This is a genomic window from Clostridium thermobutyricum (assembly GCF_000371465.1).
In the GTDB taxonomy this organism is placed as follows: Bacteria; Bacillota; Clostridia; order Clostridiales; family Clostridiaceae; genus Clostridium; species Clostridium thermobutyricum.
Genome location: NZ_KB850956.1, coordinates 2402044 through 2422745, shown reverse-complemented (window position 1 = coordinate 2422745; position 20702 = coordinate 2402044). Strand labels below are relative to the sequence as shown.

Annotated in this window: 19 protein-coding genes and 1 other annotated feature; of the genes, 14 read left to right on the top strand and 5 right to left on the bottom strand. The window is 26.6% G+C overall.

What is annotated here, in order from left to right; all coding sequences use genetic code 11:
- Positions 1 to 193: 193 nt before the first annotated feature.
- Positions 194 to 1570 (bottom strand): APC family permease, encoded by a 1377-nt coding sequence (locus tag HMPREF1092_RS11305; RefSeq protein WP_002598805.1) that lies wholly within the window; start codon positions 1568 to 1570, stop codon positions 194 to 196.
- A gap of 119 nt (positions 1571 to 1689) precedes the next feature.
- Here HMPREF1092_RS11305 and HMPREF1092_RS11300 point away from each other — a divergent pair, with 119 nt between their 5' ends.
- From HMPREF1092_RS11300 to HMPREF1092_RS11265, 9 genes are all read left to right on the top strand, one after another.
- Positions 1690 to 2157, top strand: a complete 468-nt coding sequence (locus HMPREF1092_RS11300; RefSeq protein ID WP_002598804.1) for a pyridoxamine 5'-phosphate oxidase family protein — start codon at positions 1690 to 1692, stop codon at positions 2155 to 2157.
- Between the two features lie 279 nt (positions 2158 to 2436).
- Positions 2437 to 3225 (top strand): electron transfer flavoprotein subunit beta/FixA family protein, encoded by a 789-nt coding sequence (locus HMPREF1092_RS11295; protein WP_002598803.1) that lies wholly within the window; start codon positions 2437 to 2439, stop codon positions 3223 to 3225.
- Between the two features lie 12 nt (positions 3226 to 3237).
- Positions 3238 to 4257, top strand: a complete 1020-nt coding sequence (locus HMPREF1092_RS11290; protein WP_002598802.1) for an electron transfer flavoprotein subunit alpha/FixB family protein — start codon at positions 3238 to 3240, stop codon at positions 4255 to 4257.
- 1 nt (position 4258) lies between these two features.
- Positions 4259 to 5659 carry an FAD-binding oxidoreductase gene (locus HMPREF1092_RS11285; RefSeq protein ID WP_002598801.1) on the top strand — a complete coding sequence of 467 codons (1401 nt, stop codon included), beginning with the start codon at positions 4259 to 4261 and terminating at the stop codon, positions 5657 to 5659.
- Between the two features lie 489 nt (positions 5660 to 6148).
- Positions 6149 to 6304 carry a hypothetical protein gene (locus HMPREF1092_RS17250; protein WP_002598800.1) on the top strand — a complete coding sequence of 52 codons (156 nt, stop codon included), beginning with the start codon at positions 6149 to 6151 and terminating at the stop codon, positions 6302 to 6304.
- 99 nt (positions 6305 to 6403) lie between these two features.
- Positions 6404 to 6778, top strand: a complete 375-nt coding sequence (locus tag HMPREF1092_RS11280; protein ID WP_002598799.1) for a RidA family protein — start codon at positions 6404 to 6406, stop codon at positions 6776 to 6778.
- Positions 6779 to 6931: 153 nt separating this feature from the next.
- Positions 6932 to 7483 (top strand): 5-formyltetrahydrofolate cyclo-ligase, encoded by a 552-nt coding sequence (locus tag HMPREF1092_RS11275; protein ID WP_002598798.1) that lies wholly within the window; start codon positions 6932 to 6934, stop codon positions 7481 to 7483.
- A 129-nt stretch (positions 7484 to 7612) separates the two neighbouring features.
- The gene (locus HMPREF1092_RS16805) at positions 7613 to 8077 is read left to right on the top strand and encodes a PLP-dependent transferase (RefSeq protein WP_341349172.1); all 465 of its coding nucleotides are present in this window, start codon (positions 7613 to 7615) and stop codon (positions 8075 to 8077) included.
- Between the two features lie 107 nt (positions 8078 to 8184).
- Entirely contained in the window at positions 8185 to 9066 is an 882-nt protein-coding gene (locus HMPREF1092_RS11265; RefSeq protein WP_002598796.1) for a hypothetical protein, read from the top strand.
- A 127-nt stretch (positions 9067 to 9193) separates the two neighbouring features.
- Here HMPREF1092_RS11265 and thrS read toward each other — a convergent pair whose 3' ends face one another.
- The 3 genes from thrS to ispF form a co-directional block, all read right to left on the bottom strand.
- Positions 9194 to 11125: a threonine--tRNA ligase gene (thrS, locus tag HMPREF1092_RS11260; RefSeq protein WP_002598795.1), complete on the bottom strand. Its 1932-nt coding sequence runs from the start codon at positions 11123 to 11125 to the stop codon at positions 9194 to 9196.
- Positions 11126 to 11195: 70 nt separating this feature from the next.
- Positions 11196 to 11407 (bottom strand) — a binding site (T-box leader).
- Between the two features lie 65 nt (positions 11408 to 11472).
- Entirely contained in the window at positions 11473 to 11886 is a 414-nt protein-coding gene (locus tag HMPREF1092_RS11255; protein ID WP_002598794.1) for an HNH endonuclease signature motif containing protein, read from the bottom strand.
- Between the two features lie 87 nt (positions 11887 to 11973).
- Positions 11974 to 12441 (bottom strand): 2-C-methyl-D-erythritol 2,4-cyclodiphosphate synthase, encoded by a 468-nt coding sequence (gene ispF, locus HMPREF1092_RS11250; RefSeq protein WP_002598793.1) that lies wholly within the window; start codon positions 12439 to 12441, stop codon positions 11974 to 11976.
- Positions 12442 to 12721: 280 nt separating this feature from the next.
- On the opposite strand from ispF, the gene HMPREF1092_RS11245 reads away from it, so the two are divergent.
- The 5 genes from HMPREF1092_RS11245 to HMPREF1092_RS11225 all read left to right on the top strand — a co-directional run bounded on the left by HMPREF1092_RS11245 (position 12722) and on the right by HMPREF1092_RS11225 (position 17796).
- Entirely contained in the window at positions 12722 to 13741 is a 1020-nt protein-coding gene (locus tag HMPREF1092_RS11245; protein WP_002598792.1) for an anti-sigma-I factor RsgI family protein, read from the top strand.
- The gene (rluF, locus tag HMPREF1092_RS11240) at positions 13741 to 14547 is read left to right on the top strand and encodes a 23S rRNA pseudouridine(2604) synthase RluF (RefSeq protein ID WP_002598791.1); all 807 of its coding nucleotides are present in this window, start codon (positions 13741 to 13743) and stop codon (positions 14545 to 14547) included. The genes HMPREF1092_RS11245 and rluF overlap by 1 nt, the downstream gene beginning before the upstream one ends.
- Positions 14548 to 14781: 234 nt before the next feature.
- Positions 14782 to 15492: a DUF3298 and DUF4163 domain-containing protein gene (locus tag HMPREF1092_RS11235; RefSeq protein WP_002598790.1), complete on the top strand. Its 711-nt coding sequence runs from the start codon at positions 14782 to 14784 to the stop codon at positions 15490 to 15492.
- A gap of 22 nt (positions 15493 to 15514) precedes the next feature.
- Complete coding sequence (locus tag HMPREF1092_RS11230; protein ID WP_002598789.1) at positions 15515 to 16891, top strand: aldehyde dehydrogenase; 1377 nt, start codon at positions 15515 to 15517, stop codon at positions 16889 to 16891.
- Positions 16892 to 16911: 20 nt separating this feature from the next.
- Positions 16912 to 17796 carry an ROK family protein gene (locus tag HMPREF1092_RS11225; protein ID WP_002598788.1) on the top strand — a complete coding sequence of 295 codons (885 nt, stop codon included), beginning with the start codon at positions 16912 to 16914 and terminating at the stop codon, positions 17794 to 17796.
- 118 nt (positions 17797 to 17914) lie between these two features.
- Here the strand turns inward: HMPREF1092_RS11225 and HMPREF1092_RS11220 are convergent, their stop codons facing one another.
- Positions 17915 to 20521 (bottom strand): cation-translocating P-type ATPase, encoded by a 2607-nt coding sequence (locus tag HMPREF1092_RS11220; protein WP_002598787.1) that lies wholly within the window; start codon positions 20519 to 20521, stop codon positions 17915 to 17917.
- Positions 20522 to 20702: the final 181 nt, after the last annotated feature.

Genomic DNA, 20702 nt, shown 5'->3' with positions numbered 1-20702 from the left:
AATAAAAATTAATTTTGATGGTCAAATAGAAAAACTATAGTTTATTATTAGAAGAATATATAAGAAAAAATATGCTTAAACGGTAAAATTAAAAAGTTATATAAATAGTAAAAAGTTGATTTTTATATTAATAAAAATCAACTTTTATTATGTATAAATATTAATTTGTATTTATCAGAATTAAGATAAAACATTATTTTTTATTTAAATTAGAATTTTTTATTGAATATATGAAATAAAATATAATAGCTAAAACAATAAAGATAATAAAATAAATCCATGTTGAAAATGGTAAGCTAACCATCAAAAATCCACAACTTAATATAGCTAAAATAGGTATTAAAGGAACGAATGGTGTTCTAAATCCTCTTTTAAAATCTGGATTAGTTTTTCTAAAAACTATAACTGATAAAGAAACCATTAGATATACAAATAATAATGCTAAAGTAGAAGCATTAGCAAGGCTATCTAATTGAACAAATCCAGATAGTATTGCTCCAATTATTCCAATAGTCCATAGAGAAACATTAGGAACTGCATGTTTATTTTGTTTAGAAAATACTTTTGGAATTAATCCATCACTTGAAAGTGCAGATAAAATACGAGAATTTCCAAATCCAATAGCAAATATTATAGCAAGAATTCCTAAAATAGCTCCTATTGATAATATGCTTGAAGCTAAATGATGTCCAACTTGGAGTAATGCATAAGCTAAAGCATCACCTTGATTTAAATCTTTATATGGAACCATTCCAGTTAATACAAAGGAAACTATGCAATATATTATTGCACAAGCAATTATTGATAAAATTAATGCTCGTGGTAAAGTTTTTTGAGGATTTATAGTTTCTTCAGCAGCAGATGCTGTAACATCAAACCCTGTATAAGCGAGAAATAATACAGAAGCACCACTTATTACGCCAGAGATTCCCATAGGAAAAAAAGGAGTTAAATTATCAATATCAATATAAAACACACCAACTAATACAAAAATTACTATTACTAAAACTTTTAATATAACTATTATATTATTAAATAATTTACTTTCATTTCCGCCTAAAGATAATATGTACATTATAAAAAGAGTTATTAAAACAGCTGGTAAATTTATAATTCCACCATTACTTGGAATTTTAGAAATAGCGATTGGTAAACTTATATTAAATATTTCCAAGAAAGAATTTAAATAGTCAGACCAACCATTAGAGACCAATCCCAAGGCTAATACATATCCAAAAATAACTGAAACTCCAACTATATATCCAAAAATTTCTCCGAGAGACACATATACATAGGTATAAGAACCACCAGAACTTGGAATGGATGAAGCAAATTCGCTATAACATAAAACTACAAATATAGATGCAATACCTGCAATTATAAAAGATAGAATTTCTCCAGGTCCAGCAAGAGTAGCAGCAACAACACCAGGAAGAACTAATACTCCAGTTCCAATTACTGCACCAATACTCATAAGTGTTAAATCAAGAGTTTTTAAAGTTCTTTTTTTATTACTCTTATTAGAGTCTGATATTACATCATTTACATTTTGCTTTCTGAAAATATTCATTAAAACAACCTCCCTCTCTTTAGTTAGTATTAGTGATAAGGACAAAAATATTCATTAATGAGTCATATAGCATTAATATAATTATGTTAATATTAGAAAAAAAAGGAGGAAATTTTATTATGTTTAGAAAGCTTAGAAAGATAAATTATGAAATACCAAAAGAGAGAGTAGAAGAATTAATAAAAACAACAGAATATGGAGTTTTATCAACAGTTGGAGAAGATGGTTATCCATATGCAGTTCCAGTAAATTATGCTTATATAAATGGAAATATTTATTTTCACTGTGCTAGAGAAGGACATAAGCTAGATAATATTTCATTTAATAATAAAGTTTCATTTACATTAGTTCCATATTCAAAAGTATTATCTGAAAAATTTGATAGTGAATATGAAAGTGTAGTTATATTTGGAAAAGCTGAAGAAGTTTTTGATAAAGAAAAAATTGATGGGCTTTTAGGATTAGTTTATAAGTATTCACCAGAATATGTGGAATCAGGAAAGGCATATATAGATAGAGCTCAAGATAAGGTTAGAATTATGAAAATAAGCTTTGACTATGTTACAGGTAAAACTTATAAAGAATAGTTCTATTAAAGAATATCATAACTATAAAAGTTATTTTAATACTTTTATAGTTATGATATTTTTTTCTGCACATCTGTTAGTATATTATATAAAGTATAAAAATTATAAAATTGAAATAAATTTGTAATTGTAAATTTAATAAAGTTATTGTTACAATAATAAAAAAGAACCACAGTTTAATGAAATAGATTATAAAGTGGTTCTTTTATATTATTTAAAGTGAAACTATAATTAGCTTTAGTTAAATGAGATATAGAAAAACTTCAGGAGGAAGAAATTTTGAAAATAGCAGTATGTATAAAACAAGTACCAAGTAGTGAACATGTTGATGTTGATACAGAAAAAGGTATTTTAATAAGAAATAATTTAGAAAATAAAATGAATCCATTAGACTTACATGCATTAGAAGTAGGTGTTAATATAAAAGAAAATGTAGGTGGGGAAGTTTCTGTTATAAGTATGGGACCACCACAAGCTACAGAAATTATAAAAGAAGCTTATTCAATTGGAGCAGATAATGGATATCTTTTATCTGATAGAAAATTTGCTGGAGCAGATGTTCTTGCAACAAGTCATGCACTTGCAGAAGGAATTAAGAAAATTGGAGGTTTAGATCTTATTTTATGTGGAAAATTAACAGTTGATGGTGATACAGCACAAGTAGGACCAGAACTTGCAACTCTTTTAAACATTCCTCATATAATAGCAGTTAAAGAAATTGTTGAATGTAAAGAAGATTCAATAGTAGTAGAAAGAGAAATGGAAAATGGAACACAAATAGTGGAAGTTAAGTTCCCTTGTCTTTTAACTATAGATAAAGAAGCTTCAGAACCAAGACTTCCTTCTTATATAAAAATGAAGGAAAGCAGAGATAGAGAAATAAAAATATTCAGCATGAACGATTTAGAAGATACAAATGAAATGAATTATGGTTTACAAGGTTCACCAACAAAGGTTGAAAATATTTTTAAAGCAACAAGTGAAAAAGAACAAGAACTTTGGACTGGTGATGGAGAAGTACTTGGGGACAAGTTCTCAGAAAAACTAAAGGAACTAAAGTTTATTTAGAGGAGAAGAGTAATGAATAAAAAAATATTAGATAAAAGCCTTTGGAAAGGTATATTAGTTTACGTTGATTATTTAGAAGATAAAATACATCCAATAACATTTGAACTTATAGGAAAAGCTAGAGAGTTAGCAGATAAAGTAAATGAAAAAGTATATTGCTTAATGATAGGACATAATTTAGAAGAAAAAGCAGAAGAATTACTTCACTATGGAGTAGATGAAGTACATATCTATGATAATGAAGAGTTAAAAGATTTTAAAATAGAGCCATATGAAAAAGCTTTTGAGGATTTTGTAACTTGGGTTAAACCTTCAGTTATATTAGCTCCAGCAACTTCAACAGGACTTTCATTAGCACCAACAGTTGCAGCTAAGTTTAAAACAGGTTTAACAGCAAACTGTACAATTCTTAATATTAATGAAAATGGAGATTTAGTTCAAACTAGACCAGCTTTTGGAGGAAACATAATGGCTGATATGTTAACTCCTAATAATAGACCTCAAATGGTAACAGTTAGATATAAAGCAATGACCCCAGCTGAAAGAAAAGAAGAAGCTTTTGGTAAAGTAGTAAAATGTACTATAGATAAAGAAGATTTAGAATCAAAAATAGAAATATTAGAAACAAAAACAGAAGAAAAATCAAATGATTTAACAGAGGCAGATGTTATTGTTGTTGCTGGTAGAGGTGTTAGAAGCGAAGAAGATATGCAAATGATTAATGAGCTTGCAAATCTTTTAGGAGGACAAGTTGGAGTAACTAGACCTCTAATTGAAAAAGGATGGGCAGATGAAAAGCTTCAAATTGGAATAAGTGGAAGAATGGTTAGACCAAAACTTATAATAACTTGTGGTATTTCAGGAGATGTTCAGTTCTCAGCGGGAATAGATAAATCAGATTATATATTTGCAATAAATAGTGACCCAGACGCACCAATATTCCAAATTGCTAACTATGGAATAGTTGGAGATCTTTATAAGGTTATTCCTAGATTAATAGAAAATATAAAGAGGGAAAAAGAGGAACAATAATATGAGTTATAAAGTATTAGATACAAATGATATAAATTTTTTAAATAAAATAATTAATGATGATAAAAGAGTTCTTATAGATGGAGATATAAGAGAAGAATATAGCCATGATGAATTATGTGGAATTCAAAAGTATCCAGAAGTTGTTCTTAAAATTAAAGAAACAAGAGAAGTTTCAGAAGTAATGAAATATGCTAATGAAAATAATATTTCTGTAACTCCAAGAGGAACAGGAACAGGACTTGTAGGAGCTGCAGTTCCAATTCATGGAGGAATTTTATTAGATCTTTCAACAATGAATAAAATAGTTGAAATTGATGAAGAAAACTTAACTGTTACTGTTGAAACGGGAGTTTTATTAATGGATTTAACTAAATATGTTGAAGAACATGACCTTTTTTATCCACCAGATCCAGGAGAAAAAACAGCTACAATAGGTGGTAACATAAGTACAAATGCTGGAGGAATGAGAGCAGTTAAGTATGGAGTTACAAGAGACTATGTAAGAGGACTTGAAGTTGTTTTACCAAATGGTGAAGTAGTAGAACTTGGAGGAAAAGTAGTTAAAAATAGTACAGGATATGCATTAAAAGATTTAATGATAGGCTCAGAAGGAACTTTAGGAATAGTAACAAAAGCTATATTAAAACTTCTTCCATTACCAAAGAAAACAATTAGTCTTTTAGTACCATTTCCTAATTTAGATAAAGCAATTGGAACAGTTCCTAAAATAATAAAATCAAAAAATATTCCAACTGCTATTGAGTTTATGCAAAGAGCCGTAATAACTGCTTCAGAAGAATTTTTAGGAAAGAAATTCCCAGATAGTAAAGCAGATGCATACTTAATTTTATCTTTTGATGGAAATACAAGAGATGAAATAATAAAGAACTTTGAAAATGTAGCTGAAATATGTTTAGAAGAAGGAGCTCTTGATGTACTTGTTTCAGATACTGCTGAAAGAAATGTTGCTATTTGGTCAGCAAGAGGAGCTTTCTTAGAAGCTATTAAAGCTTCAACTACTCAAATGGATGAAGTTGATGTAGTAGTTCCAAGAAATAAAATTGCTGAATTTGTTAACTACACTCATGAATTAGAAGAAAAATATGAAATAAGAATAAGATCATTTGGACATGCTGGAGACGGAAATCTTCATATTTATATATTAAGAGACGAATTAGATCAAGAAGCATGGGAAGATAGAATGAGAAAAGCTATGAATGATATGTATGCTATGGCTAAAGAAATGAAAGGTCAAGTATCAGGAGAACATGGAATAGGTTATGATAAAATTGATTTCATGAGAGAATCAATAGGAGAAGCTAGTTATCAAGCAATGAAGGCTATAAAATTAGCTTTAGATCCTAAAAATATTTTAAATCCGGGAAAAGTAGTTAAATAAAAATAATTTTATAATTAATATAAAATAAGACTTTTTAGTAGAAAAGTCTTATTTTTTTTATTATATTTTTATTTTAAGTATTTAAAATAATTTACGATAATATATTAAGAAAAATAATTATGTAAAGGAAAATTTTAATATTATGATTTATAATAAGACACCATTTATTATTGGGATAATTGCATTAATTTTAATTTATTTAACTGTAATATCAATGATTAGATATTTAGAAAATGACTAAATATTTTATTTATTAATTTTATTTTATAAAAAATAGAACTTTTAATATTTTAGAAGTCATTTTTAAATAAATGTTATTTTGAGTTTTCAAAAATATTATTTTATAGATTGTGTTATTTTTTTGATTCTTAAAATTTATGATTATGATTTAAATTTTTATTAAGTATTTGGAAAAAATACAATATTATGAATAAAATAAGTTAACTCATTAATAATATAAGATATAAACAAAAGTTAGGGGTGATATAGATGAACGAAAAAATATTAAATCTTATAGATGAGTATAAAGATACAGAACAATGTTTAACTTTAGGGCTACAACAATTACCACAAAATCAAAATGCTAGAGCAAAATTAGAAGTTTTAAGAATGGTAATAATGGATTTAGAAGAATCAATAAAGTAGTTAGATAAAATCTTATGAATTGACTAATAATTGGAATGATTTTATAATTATTATATAAGTAAAATTAGAAATTTTGGTATTCATAGGAGGAAGGATTTAATGATAGAAAAAATAAGCACACATAAGGCACCACAAGCTATAGGACCATATTCACAAGCTATAAAATTTAATAACATGTTGTTTACATCAGGACAAATAGCTTTAGATCCAGAAACAATGGAAGTTGTTGAAGGTGATGTAAAAATTCAAGCTGAAAGAGTAATGAAAAATTTACAAGCTGTTTTAGAAGAAGCTGGAGCAAATTTTGATCATGTAATAAAAACAACTTGTTTTTTAGCTAATATGGGAGATTTTGTAGCTTTTAATGAAGTGTATGGAAAATACATAACTAATGCACCTGCAAGATCATGTGTAGCTGTTAAAGAATTACCTAAAAATGTGCTATGTGAAGTAGAGGTAATTGCATATCTATAAATTTAATTTAATTACTATATAAAAAGCAACCTTTTATAGGCTGCTTTTTTTGATATAATAATATTGGGAAAAAATTATAATTATGTTAAAATTTAAATAATTTATGTTATAGTATAATTATATAAATTTCATTAAAAAAAATAGGTGATACATATGGATAAAAAGATAATTAGAAAAAATATTTCAGAAAAAAGAGATAATTTAATAGAAAGAGAAACCTTAGATAACAAAATAATTAAAAAATTTATTAATCTAAAAGAATATAAAGAAGCAGAAAATATATGTATTTATGTTAATTATAAATCAGAAATAAATACAAAAGAGATAATAAAAATAAGCTTAGAAAAAGGAAAAAGTGTTTTTGTTCCAAGAATTAAGAAAAATAGAAAAATGGATTTTATAAAGATAAATTCATTAGAAGATTTAGAAGAAAATAAAATGGGGATTTTAGAACCAAAAGATAATTTTAATAAAAAACCAGATAAAATAGATTTAATGATATTACCAGGGTTAGCATTTGATTTAAATGGTGGAAGAATAGGATATGGTGGGGGATATTATGATAGATATTTAATGGATAGAAATGAAGTTTTAAAAATATCTTTATGTTATGAAGTTCAGATAATAGATAAAATACCAATGGAAGAACATGATATAGAATACGATTATTTAATTACAGAAAATAGGGCTTTAAAAAGAAAATAATATTTTATGATGGCGGAATTTATGGGGAATTATGAGGGAGGAACAGTTTGTCTTATATATGGAGAAACTATAGAAAATCCAAGTTTAAATATACTTGATATAGACAAGTTTTAAAAATTAGCAAAAAACATAGGAGTTCCATTAATTGTAGATAATACAGTTGTAACTCCAATACATTGTAATCCAATAAAGCATGGAGAAAATATTGTTATTCACTCTACAATAAAGTATTCTGATGGACATGCCAAAATTATAGGAGGAATTATAATAGATGGTGGAAATTTTAATTGGAATAATGGAAAGTTTCCTGAACTTACAGAGCCAGATCTAAGTTATCATGGAATGATATATGTAGAGACTTTTAAAGAGGAAGCTTATAGTGTCAAACTTAGAGTTACACTTATTAGAGATTTAGGAAATGGGCTTAACCCATGTAATGCTTATTTAACGAATTTAGGATTGGAAACATTACATTTAAAAATGGGAAGACATTTATATAATGCATTAAATTTAGCAAAATGGAACCAGTGGCATATTAAACTTTGGAATAAAAGGTGGAATAGAAGATATAAACGACATAATTATAGATTTTGAGAATGAGTTTTTAAAAATATAGTTTATGAAAATTTTTATGTATTGTATAAAAATTTTTTTTAATATATACGATAATAAACAAGGGTATTTTTTAGGAGGAAGTTAAAATGGAATATGTATCAAGAAAACTAGAGGTTATGTTATCTAAGTTACAGAAAATGAATATAAATATGTTAAATTTATGGTTTCCACATTTAGATAAAGAAGAGATTTTAAAAGTATTAAGAGAATCAAATAAATTTAAATTTGAAGGTGAATATGTAAGGATAAAAACTTATGAAGAGATATATGAAGAAGAACTTAAAAGAAAAATAGAGGATATAGAAAACGGTGATTTTAATGAAAATAAAAAAGTAGTTAAAAAAGAGAGTGAAGAAAAAGTAGAAGAGATAGAAAAGGAAATTGAAGAGCCTATAGTAAATAAAAATGAAACTATTAAAAAAGATTCAAAAGCAAAAAAAATAAATTTTGCTAATAACATAATAATTGAAGAACAACCTCTTGATATAAATAGCATAAATGGTGCTGAATTAGAATATGATGATATTTTAAGAATAATAAAAGAGTACAATGAAAATGTGGAATTTAGATTAGAAAAATTTGATGGGAATTCTTTTGATGCAAAATTAAAATCGATTTTAGAGTTCTATGGAAATAAATATAATTTAGAAGAAGAAAAGGTTGAGGATAAAGACTTAGGAATATCTATGTATTCACTAACTAATAAGAAGAAAAATTTAGAGGCTGGATATGTTGTTATTTCACCTGTATTAGATGAAAAAATAGTTGAATATATGTCAGATAATTATTCAGATGAAGTTATTTATTTCTGTCCTATAAATGGAACTACAAAAGAATTTGAGTTTGATTTAAATGAGTTTTTCATAAAAGATACAAGTAAGATATTTAAAAAGTTTTTAAAGAAATGTGTGGTGTCAGAAGAAAAAGACATAAAAATAAAAAAAGTAGATATTATAACTGGAATATAAAAAAGACAGCTTAAAATAAGCTGTCTTTTTATATTAAAATATTAATTATTTACACATTCTTTAGAGTAATGAGAGAATTAATCCACAAATTTATAAAATATTGTGGAAAGAAAAATTTCTTTTTCTATTAGATTTCTTTAGTTTCTATTTCTTTTAATAATCTAGCTTTGAATTCTTCAAAATTCATTGATCCTTCATCACCATTTTTTCTACTTCTTACAGAAACTGATTTTTCATTAGCTTCCTTTTCACCAACAACTATGATATAAGGAGCTCTTTCAAGTCTAGCTTCTCTAATTTTATATCCGATTTTTTCAGCTCTGAAATCACCTTCAACTCTAACACCACTATTTCTTAAGCTTCTTATTACTTCATCAGCATAATCATTATATTTATCTGAGATTGGAAGCAATTTAACTTGTACTGGTGCAAGCCAAGTTGGAAGTGCTCCAGCATATTTTTCAATAAGCATTGCAAGAGTTCTTTCATAACATCCAATTGAAGATCTGTGAATTATATAAGGTAATTTTTTATCTCCATTTTTATCTACATAAGTCATATTAAATCTTTCAGCAAGAGCAAAATCTATTTGAACAGTGATTATTGTATCTTCTTTTCCGTGAACATTTTTAAATTGGATATCAAGTTTTGGTCCATAGAATGCAGCTTCATCATCAGCTTCAACATAGTTTATTCCTAAGTGATTTAATATATTTCTCATTATATCTTGAGTTGATTCCCAAGCTTCTGGATTATCAATATATTTTTCTTTATTTTTTGGATCCCATTTTGAGAATCTGTAAGTTATATCTTTTTCTATTCCTAGAGTAGTCATAACGTAGTTTATAAGATCGACAACTCCTCTAAATTCATCTTCTAATTGTTCTGGAGTAACAACTAAATGTCCATCAGCAAGAGTAAATTGTCTAACTCTTATAAGACCATGCATTTCACCTGAAGCTTCATTTCTAAATAGAGTAGAAGTTTCAGCATATCTTAATGGAAGATCTCTGTAGCTGTGTTGTTCAGCATTGTATATTGTATATTGGAATGGACAAGTCATAGGTCTTAAAGCAAGAACTTCATCATCTTTTTCTTCATCACCTAAAACAAACATACCATCTTTATAGTGATCCCAGTGTCCTGAAACTTTGTAAAGGTCACTTTTAGCCATTAGAGGAGTTTTAGTTAAAATATATCCTCTTTTTTCTTCTTCATCTTCAATCCATCTTTGAAGTACTTGAACTATTTTAGCTCCTTTTGGCATTAATAATGGAAGACCTTGACCTACTTTTTCATCAGTCATAAATAATTTTAATTCTCTTCCTAATTTATTGTGGTCTCTCTTTTTAGCTTCTTCTAAAGCTTCTAAGTGTTCTTCTAAGTCTTTAGCTTTTAAGAATGCAGTTCCATATATTCTTGAAAGCATTTTATTTTTTTCGTCACCTTTCCAGTAAGCACCAGCACTTCTAAGAAGTTTAATAGCCTTAATTGGTTTTAAAGCCATTATGTGTGGACCAGCACAAAGATCAGTAAAATCACCTATTTTATAGAAGGAAATTATTTCTCCTTCTGGTAAATCATTTATAAGCTCAACTTTATAAGGTTCATCCTTCATAAGCTCTAAAGCTTCATTTCTTGGAAGTTCAAATCTTTCAATTTGAGGATTTTCTTTTACTATTTTTTTCATTTCTGCTTCAATTTTTTCTAAATCTTCTGCAGAGAAAGCATTTTCTTTATCAAAATCATAGTAGAATCCATTTTCTATAGCAGGTCCTATAGCAATTTTAGCTTCTGGAAAAAGTCTTTTAACAGCATAAGCTAAAACATGTGAAGCTGTATGTCTTAAAGCATCTTTTCCTTCTTGAGAATCAAAAGTGCAGATAGCAACCTCTGCATCTTCATTTAAAATATATCTAAGGTCAACAACTTTATCATTAACCATTCCGCAAAGTGCATTTCTTGCTAATCCTTCGCTTATTCCTTTTGCTATGTCTAATATAGAAACTCCAGCTTCAAATTCTTTAACTGAACCGTCTTTTAAAGTAACTTTTATCATTTTTAAAACTCCTCTCGTTGTATATTCTTAATTGATTTCAAAATAAAAAAACTTCGACTCTATAGAAAACTATAGAGACGAAGTAATATCCGTGGTTCCACTCTAATTATTCATATAAAATTATATGAATCACTTTTATTATCGTAACGTGATAAAACCGGACTGTATTAAAGTCGCTCGGAGGTGGTTTTCTGTTATGCTCAAATAAAAATACTTTCAGCTAATGTATTTTCTCTCTGGAAGTGAGTTATATAACATACTCTTTCTCGTCAATGCGTTAATTATTGATTTTGTATATATTATAGTAATTACAATTCTATATGTCAACATATAAACTGTAAATATAATTATTCTATTTTGTATATTTCATTACAAATATTTTGTAATTCCAAAGTTTGAAGTAAATCTTCAGGATAATAAGAATTTCCCATTATTGAAAAAATTATATGATCTTTTTTATATCCTTCTTTATAAAGTTTAAGATCTTTTGTAATTCGTTTAACAATGTTTTTAGATGCATTTAAAATAGTCATTAATTCTTTAATTGAATAATAAGGTTTATTTAATATTTTATAAAGTTTCTTTTGAAGATTTATCTTATATTCTATATCTTTTTCAATATTATGATGTGGTCCATTTTTGCCTCTATGATGTTCATTACATAAGTGCATATAGTTAATTTCTATATCAAATCCACCTTCAGAGCGATGAACTATGTGATGTATATCAGCTGGTTTTTTACAAATCTCACAAAAGTACAATAGATATCCTCCTTTATTATAAAATTATGTTTAATAACTTTATAGAAAAATTATAAATTAATAAACAGGAAGAATCAAATCCAATTATTATAAAAGAAGGCAAATTGCTTGTGATGATATTCCAAGTTCTTCACCAGTAAAACCAAGTTTTTCTTCAGTTGTAGCTTTTATATTTATTTGGTCTATATTTATATTCAAAGCATTTGATATATTTTCTCTCATAATTTGAATATGAGGAGCCATTTTAGGTTTTTGGGCTATTATTGTGGAGTCAATATTTCCAATTGTAAATCCATTATCATATAAAAGTTTTCCAACAGCTTCTAAAAGCTTTATGCTAGAAATACCTTTATATTTTGGATCAGTATCAGGGAAATGCTTACCAATATCTCCAAGAGCTGAGGCACCTAATAAAGCATCCATTATTGCATGAATTAAAACATCAGCATCAGAATGACCTAAAAGTCCAAGAGTATGGTCTATTTTAACTCCACCTAATATTAAATCTCTATCTTTTACTAAACGATGAACATCATATCCAAGTCCAATACGCATAAAAATATCACCTCTTTAAAAAATCTTCTTTAATTTTAACATAAATATTTGTAACAAAGAAGAAAGGGTATGGTACTTTAGCTTTTTTGTATTTAAAATCTACATAAATCACGTTTTTTCTCCTCATAATTAATCCTGATAAAAATAATTTATAGTATAGTATATTAAAATAAGTATAATATTGATAACATATAGTTTTTTATTAACTATATTAGTTAAAAATTTTTTATTTTTAGGGTATAATTGTAAATATATAAAAGAAATATGAGGATGGGGTATTGTGATAAAATTTAAGAGGAATAAATATGCTTTTTCAAAAGCAGCAAGTTTATTATCTGTAGGAAAAGAATTTGATAAGAAGAGAGGGGAACAACTTTCTTTACTGAGAAAAGAAGTATATCTTTATGATGTGCACATAAAAGAATTATCAAAATTAAATCCAACATATGATGTAAGGAATTTAATTTTGAATTTAGCTTTTTTTATAATTAATGATGTAGAGCTTTTAGAAATTTTAAATGAAAGAAGAAAACTTAATATAAGTCTTCTTAGTAGAAAAACAAGAATAGGAAAAAATTTTATAGATAAATGGTCAAAGTACATAATTTTTTATACTATTTTATTTTCAAATCCAAAATATAAATTTATTCAGGATTATTTTAGAATAGTAGATTTAGAAAAAACAAATTCTTCAACAAGTTTAAGTGTTATGGAAGAAGAGCAGAATAGTAAAGGACTAGTTATAAAGAAAAATGAGCATTCGATTAATCTTTTAACTAGTACAGGTGAAATTATAAAGACAAAAAAAGTAGATGTAGAAATAGGACAAGAGCATTATAGCAGTGGTAAAAGCTTTTTTAAAAAGAATAAATTAAAGCTTTTTTTAGGATTTATTATAATTGTGGTACTAGTAGGAGGGTTCTTTTATCAGTATAATAAAAAAATAACAACTATAATGATTCACACAACATCTCAAATTAAAATGGAAACAAATAGATTTAATAAAGTTTTATATTCATATTCAAAAACTGAAAAGGGAGAAGCTTTATTAAATGAAATAAAACCTAATGGAGAAAATTTAGATACAGCAATTTTGGATACAATAAAATATGCGGAAAAAAATAAAATGATGCCTGAAAAGGGATTGTTAATAACTATAAATGGAACATCTGTTAATATAAAAACATTAAAGAAAACAGGTGAATATATTTATAAGAATAAGATAAATGTAGATATAAATAATAATGGTATACAACATAAGTTATACACAATAATAAAAAACCAAAAGGAAGAAGATTAATGAATAGAACTAGATACAAATATATAAACAAAAGAGGAAAAGAAAAGGAAACTAGCAAAAAGGTTAATCAAAAGGTTATAATTCATGAGGATAGACCAGAAGAGATTAGATTAAATAAATATATAGCTGAAACTGGATATTGCTCAAGAAGAGAAGCAGATAAATTAGTTGAAGAAGGTAAAGTTTACGTTGATGGTGAAAAAGCATTAATGGGTCAGAAAATAAAAAAAGGTCAAAAAGTAGAAGTTAATGGGAAGGTTGTTAGTAAAGAGGAAGAACTAGTTTATATAGCTTTAAATAAACCAGTTGGAATAACTTGTACTTCAGAAAAAAAAGTAAAAGGAAATATAGTTGATTTTGTAAATCATGAAAAAAGAATATATAATATTGGGCGATTAGATAAAGATTCACAAGGTCTTATATTAATGACTAATGATGGAGATATAGTAAATAAGATACTTAGAGCTGGCAACTATCATGAGAAAGAATATATAGTAACTGTAAATAAAAAGATAACTCAAGAATTCATAAATAGAATGAGCAATGGAGTTGAGATATTAGATACTATAACTAATAAATGTTTTGTAAAAAAAGAAGGTGAGAAAGTATTTAGAATAATACTTACTCAAGGATTAAATAGACAAATTAGAAGAATGTGTGAAGCCTTAGGATATGAAGTTACTAAATTAGAAAGAATTAGAATAATGAATATTAATTTAGGTAATTTGAAAATAGGGGAATGGAGAAATTTAACTTATAAAGAGCTTAGAGATTTAAATGAATTAATAAAAAATTCTAGAAAATAGGAATAATAAATAGTCTACAGATAAATAATATCTGTGGGCTATTTTTTTAATAAATTATACAATTATCAAAAAAAGTATGTTAATACAAAAAATTACTAACAGTGTCCACAGGTACCTGTGGATAACTTGTTACAAGTTTGTTGATATTCCTGTAGATAAAATGTTTTTTAATGCAGAATAAGTGAAAAATATGAGATTCTATGTAAAAAAATATACAAAAGGAGAAAAATTAGTATGGTAAAAAGGGCTTATAGACTTAACTTAAAGAGTTTGTGGATAATAATTTTATTAACAGTTTCCACACAATGTATGTGGATAACTTCATATGCTCTAGAGGATGGGAATATAATTGATAAAAAAATAAATCAAAAAACTAAATGTTTAAATGTAAATATGAATATTCCATATATAAAGGGGAGTATGGGGATAATTGCAAATGAAATTATAGATAATAATACAAATGTTTATATAGCAGAAGCAAAAAGAGCTGAAGAAGATGCACAAGCTGGAGGTAATACTTGTTCGAATTATGAATTAAGTTCAGTATATTCTAAAACAAGAGAAACAGAAAATATTATAAGTTTGTTTATAGATTATTATCAATATTTTGGTGGAGCTCATGGTATGACATATAGAAAAGCATATAATATAGATAAGAAAACTGGACAAATTTTAAATTTAAGTGATTTGTTTAACATTAATTATGATTATAAGAGTAAAATAGATAATATTATAAGAGAACAAATAGCAAGCAATAAAGATAAATATTTTGATAAAGGTTCAAAGTTTAAAGGAATAGATAATAGCACAGCTTTTTATCTAGGTTCTACAAACTTAATAATATATTATGGATTATATGAATTAGCTCCTTATGCAGGAGGAATAATTCAATTTAAAATAAATTTAAATGATTTAAAAGATGGTTTAAATTATAATAAAATTTAAAGATAGTAAATGAGGTGAAGAGATGGGGGATTTAAAAAAAGTATTTTTAGATCAAAAAGAATTTTTTAAGACAGGGAAGACAAAAAATATTGATTTTAGAATAGATGCATTAAAAAAATTAAAAAAAGCAATTAAAGAAAATGAAGAGGATTTTTTGATAGCTTTAAATAAAGATTTAGGGAAAAGTAAATTTGAAGGGTATGCAACAGAGATAGGTATAGTATATGATGAAATAAATATACACATAAAAAATTTAAGATATTGGGTAAGAAAGAAAAAAGTTAAGAGCTCAATTATATATTTTCCAAGTAAAAATTATATTTATAAGGAACCTTATGGAGTTGCTCTTATAATAGGACCATTTAATTATCCATTTCAATTAGTTATTGCTCCATTAATAGGTGCAATTAGTGCTGGTAATTGCACAGTTATAAAGCCATCAGAAAGTTCTCTTAATACAGCCTTATTACTTGAAAAAGTAATTAATAAAACTTTTCAAGGAAATTATATAAAAGTAGTTGCCCCAACAGAAGGAAAGGAAGCAGTAACTGAACTTATAAATACACCTTATGATTATATATTCTTTACTGGAAGTGTAGGTGTAGGAAAGATAGTTATGGAGGCAGCATCTAAAAATTTAACTCCATTAACACTTGAGCTTGGGGGAAAAAGTCCATGTATAGTTGATAAAGATAGTAAAATAGAATTAGCTGCTAAAAGAATAGTTTGGGGAAAACTATTAAATGCTGGACAAACTTGTGTGGCTCCAGATTATTTAATGGTTCATAAAGATATAAAAGATGAACTTTTAAAGAAATTAGTTGAAGAGATAGAAAAACAATATGGAAAAGATATAAAAAATAATGAAGAGTATCCAAGAATAATAAGAGAGCGTGATACTGAAAAGTTAAAAGAATATTTTAATGATGGGAAAATATATTATGGTGGAGAGTATGATATAAGTGATAGATTTATACATCCAACTATACTTACAGATGTACAAGCTAATAGCCCTGTTATGGAAAATGAAATATTTGGACCAATATTACCAGTAATAGAATTTTCAGATATTGATGAAGCTATTAATTTTGTGAATAGTAGACCAAAACCATTAGCTTTATATTACTTTTCAGAAAGTTCTAGTAATATAGAAAAAGTATTAAAAGATACAACTTCAGGAGGAGTTACTATAAATGATACTGTTATTCATGTAGCACAAACATCATTACCTTTTGGAGGAGTAGGAAATAGTGGAATGGGTGATTATCATGGAAAAGCAAGTTTTGAAACTTTTTCACATAGTAGATCAGTTGTAAAAAGAGGTACATTTATTGAATTTAATATAAGATTTGCACCTTTTAAAGATAAAATAAGATTACTTAAAAAAGTTATGAAGTAAAAGGAAATGGGGGAGTTTATATGAGAAAAATATTAGCATTTGATATTGGAGGGACTAATATAAAGTTTGGAATATTAAATGAATTAGGTGAAGTTTTAGAAAAAGGGAAAATAAAGACAAGAGTAGAATCAGAAGAAGTTTTTATAAACAGTTTAATAGAAATAATTGAAGAAAAGAAAAATGAAATTGAAGGTGTAGCTTTAAGTATGCCTGGATTCATAAATGTAGAAAAAGGGATGCCAACAGCTTGTTATGCTATTCAATGTATGGTAAATAAAAATATAACTGAAATTATTAAAAATAGGACAGGATTAAATACTACTATAGAGAATGATGGAAAATGTGTAGCACTTGCAGAAAAATTTAATGGAAATGCTGTAGAATGCGATAATTTTATTTGCATAACTGTTGGAACAGGAATTGGTGGAGGATTATTTGTAAATGGAAAAATAGTTCGTGGACACTCCTTTAGAGGTGGAGAATTTGGTTTTATGGTTTGTGAAGGGCTAGAAAAAGATGATGTAAATGACAGTATTATGAGTAAAAAAGCTTCTACTATAGCATTGATAGATAAATACAAAAAATATAAAGGAATAGATTCTAATGTAGAGATTGAAGGTAAAGAGGTATTTTTAGAAGGAGAAAGAGATACTAAAGTTAAAGAACTTATAGAGGAGTGGTATACTTCATTAGCAATTGGAATAGCAAATCTATCAGCTATAATTAATCCAGAAAAAATAATTATAGGTGGAGGAATAAGTGAAAGAGAAAATTTTGTAGAAGGTATTGAAAAAGCATTAAATAAAATTCTTTGGTGGAATGATGTTAATGCGAAAATAGAAGTTTGTAAACATAAAAATGATGCAGGACTTATTGGAGCTGTATATAATTATTTAAATTTATAAAGACATATTTTGATATTAACAAATTTAAATAAGAGTTTTATAAAAAATAGAAAACTTACACTCTATACAATTAATTATTATAAAAGAAAGGACTAATCTTTAAGATTAGTCCTTTAAATTATTTATTTATACTTTCACGTATCATTTTAGAAATTTGAATTATAACTGTTGGTAGGAAAGCAAATAAGTATATTAATCCAACATTACTAGCACTAAGTGGTGCAACTTCGAATAAGTCAGTAACTCCAGGAACAAATAAAACAATATTAACTAAAACTACACCAGTTATAAATGCATACCAACTATATTTATTAGTAAATAATCCAAGTTTAAATATAGATTGTTTTCCTCTACAGTTAAATCCATGGAATAATCTTGCTAAACAAAGTGTTGAGAATGCCATTGTGCTAGCAGCTTCTTTTCCAGATTTAAGACCAATATAAAATGCAAAAAGAGTAAATATAGTAATTACAATACCTTCAAAAGCAATTTCTTTTATAAATCCTTTTGTAAGAATAGATTCCTTACTATCTCTTGGTTTTTCTTTTAATATATCTTTTCTTCCTTTTTCAACTCCAATTGCAATAGCAGGTAAACTATCAGTTACAAGATTGATAAATAATAAGTGTACTGGAGCAAATGGAGCTGGAAGAGCAGCTAAAGATGCATAAAGTACAGCAATTATAGCAGAAGTGTTACCTGATAAAAGGAATTTAATTGAATTCTTTATATTAGCATAAACATTTCTACCATTAGCAACAGATTTTACAATTGTAGCAAAGTTATCATCAGTTAATATCATTGAAGAAGCATCTTTAGAAACTTCAGTTCCTGTAATACCCATTGCTATACCAATATCTGCTTGCTTAAGAGCAGGAGCATCATTTACACCATCACCAGTCATAGCTACAATTTTTCCTTTGTTTTGCCATGCATTAACTATTCTTATTTTGTGTTCTGGAGAAACTCTTGCATAAACTGAAATATGTTCAAGTTTTTCCATAAGTTCATCTTCAGACATTCTATTAAGCTCTAAACCTTCAATAGCCATGTCACCTTCTCTAAGTATACCAATTTGTTTTGCAATAGCAGATGCTGTTATTTTATGGTCACCAGTAATCATAATTGGTTTAATTCCAGCAGATATACAATCTTTAACAGCTTCAGCAGATTCAACTCTTGGTGGGTCAATCATTGAAATTAAACCTATAAATGTATACCCAAATTCATCTTCAATAGTAATATCTTTAACAGAAGGAAGTTCTTTATAAGCAAAAGCAAGAACTCTTAAACCATTTTGAGAAAGTTCCATATTAACATCTATAATGTTTTGCTTATCTTCAGAAGTTATTTCTCTAATTCCAGAAGAAGTTTTAATATATTTTAATCTATCTAAAAGAACATCAAAAGCTCCTTTAGTAAATAAAGTTGTTTTATCATTAAAATCGTGAAGAGTACTCATAAGCTTTCTATCAGAATCAAATGGTATTTCCCTTAAACGCTCAATTTTTTCTCTAAATTCTATTTCTTTTATGTTATATATATGACCAAGATTTACAAGAGCAACTTCAGTTGGATCACCTATTTCATTTCCATCTACTGAAGTAGAATCATTACAAAGAATAGAGCTAGTTAATAAATAATTGTGTACTTCATTAGTTAAATCTAAATCTTCTGAATTAATAAGTTTTCCATCAACATAAAGTTGTTTAGTAGTCATTTTATTTTGAGTTAATGTACCAGTTTTATCAGAACATATAATTGATACAGAACCAAGACCTTCAACAGCTTTTAAAGATTTGATGATAGCATTTTCTTTAGCCATTTTTTGAGTTCCTATTGCAAGAACTATAGTAACAATAGAACTTAAAGCTTCAGGAATAGCAGCAACTGCAAGAGCAACAGCAAACATTAAAGATTCAATTATTGGCATTTTTCTATAAATACTTAATCCAAAAACAATAGCACATATAACAAGAATTATAATAGCTAATTTTTTAGAAAAATCATCAAGAGTAATTTGTAATGGAGTTTTCTTCTCTTGTGTTTGCTCCATTAAGGTAGCAATTTTACCAAGCTCAGTATTCATACCAGTAGCAGTAACAACTACTAAAGCACGTCCATAAGTTACCAATGAACTTGAGAAAACCATATTTTTTTGGTCACCAAGAGCAACTTCATCTTTATCAATTAAGTCAGATATTTTAGTAACACTTTCAGATTCACCAGTTAATGCACTTTCATTAACTTGTAAAGAATAATTTTCTATTATTCTACCATCAGCACAAACTAAGTCACCAGCTTCTAGAATTAAAATATCTCCAGGAACTACTTCAGAAGATGGAATTTCTAATTTTACTCCATCTCTCATAACTTTAGCATTTGGAGCAGAGAGTGCCTTTAAACTATTTAAAGATTGTTCAGCTTTTACATGTTGGATAGTACCAAGAATTGCATTTAATATAATAACTGCAAATATAACAATAGTACTTTCAACATTTTTAGCAAACATAGAAACAATACCAGCAATGATAAGTATAATTACAAGTAAGTCTTTAAATTGTTCAAAGAAAACTTGAACTGTACTTTTCTTTTTCTTTTCATTTAAAATATTCTTTCCATATAAATCAGAATTTTTGTGTAATCCATCTTTTGATAGACCATTTTTTGTAGAATTAAAAAATTTTAAGATATCTACAATAGACTTGTTAAAAAAATTATTCATAAAAAAAACTCCTTTCAAAATTAATATTTCCAATAAAAAAGACTTTTAATATAAATTACGAAAAAATTTCGGAATTTATATTAAAAGTCTCGTAACCTAATTATATAGGTATATAACACCAGACGTTTAGTCGAGATTGTTGATGCTATATTTAGTACTACTCCCTCTTAATAAGATTGGA

Excerpts from the sequence above, each read along its gene's own strand:
- HMPREF1092_RS11305 (WP_002598805.1), bottom strand. The coding sequence starts at position 1,570 with ATGAATATTTTCAGAAAGCAAAATGTAAATGATGTAATATCAGACTCT.
- HMPREF1092_RS11300 (WP_002598804.1), top strand. The coding sequence starts at position 1,690 with ATGTTTAGAAAGCTTAGAAAGATAAATTATGAAATACCAAAAGAGAGA.
- HMPREF1092_RS11290 (WP_002598802.1), top strand. The coding sequence starts at position 3,238 with ATGAATAAAAAAATATTAGATAAAAGCCTTTGGAAAGGTATATTAGTT.
- HMPREF1092_RS11285 (WP_002598801.1), top strand. The coding sequence starts at position 4,259 with ATGAGTTATAAAGTATTAGATACAAATGATATAAATTTTTTAAATAAA.
- HMPREF1092_RS17250 (WP_002598800.1), top strand. The coding sequence starts at position 6,149 with ATGAACGAAAAAATATTAAATCTTATAGATGAGTATAAAGATACAGAA.
- HMPREF1092_RS11280 (WP_002598799.1), top strand. The coding sequence starts at position 6,404 with ATGATAGAAAAAATAAGCACACATAAGGCACCACAAGCTATAGGACCA.
- HMPREF1092_RS11275 (WP_002598798.1), top strand. The coding sequence starts at position 6,932 with ATGGATAAAAAGATAATTAGAAAAAATATTTCAGAAAAAAGAGATAAT.
- HMPREF1092_RS11265 (WP_002598796.1), top strand. The coding sequence starts at position 8,185 with ATGGAATATGTATCAAGAAAACTAGAGGTTATGTTATCTAAGTTACAG.
- thrS (WP_002598795.1), bottom strand. The coding sequence starts at position 11,125 with ATGATAAAAGTTACTTTAAAAGACGGTTCAGTTAAAGAATTTGAAGCT.
- ispF (WP_002598793.1), bottom strand. The coding sequence starts at position 12,441 with ATGCGTATTGGACTTGGATATGATGTTCATCGTTTAGTAAAAGATAGA.
- rluF (WP_002598791.1), top strand. The coding sequence starts at position 13,741 with ATGAATAGAACTAGATACAAATATATAAACAAAAGAGGAAAAGAAAAG.
- HMPREF1092_RS11235 (WP_002598790.1), top strand. The coding sequence starts at position 14,782 with ATGGTAAAAAGGGCTTATAGACTTAACTTAAAGAGTTTGTGGATAATA.
- HMPREF1092_RS11230 (WP_002598789.1), top strand. The coding sequence starts at position 15,515 with ATGGGGGATTTAAAAAAAGTATTTTTAGATCAAAAAGAATTTTTTAAG.
- HMPREF1092_RS11225 (WP_002598788.1), top strand. The coding sequence starts at position 16,912 with ATGAGAAAAATATTAGCATTTGATATTGGAGGGACTAATATAAAGTTT.
- HMPREF1092_RS11220 (WP_002598787.1), bottom strand. The coding sequence starts at position 20,521 with ATGAATAATTTTTTTAACAAGTCTATTGTAGATATCTTAAAATTTTTT.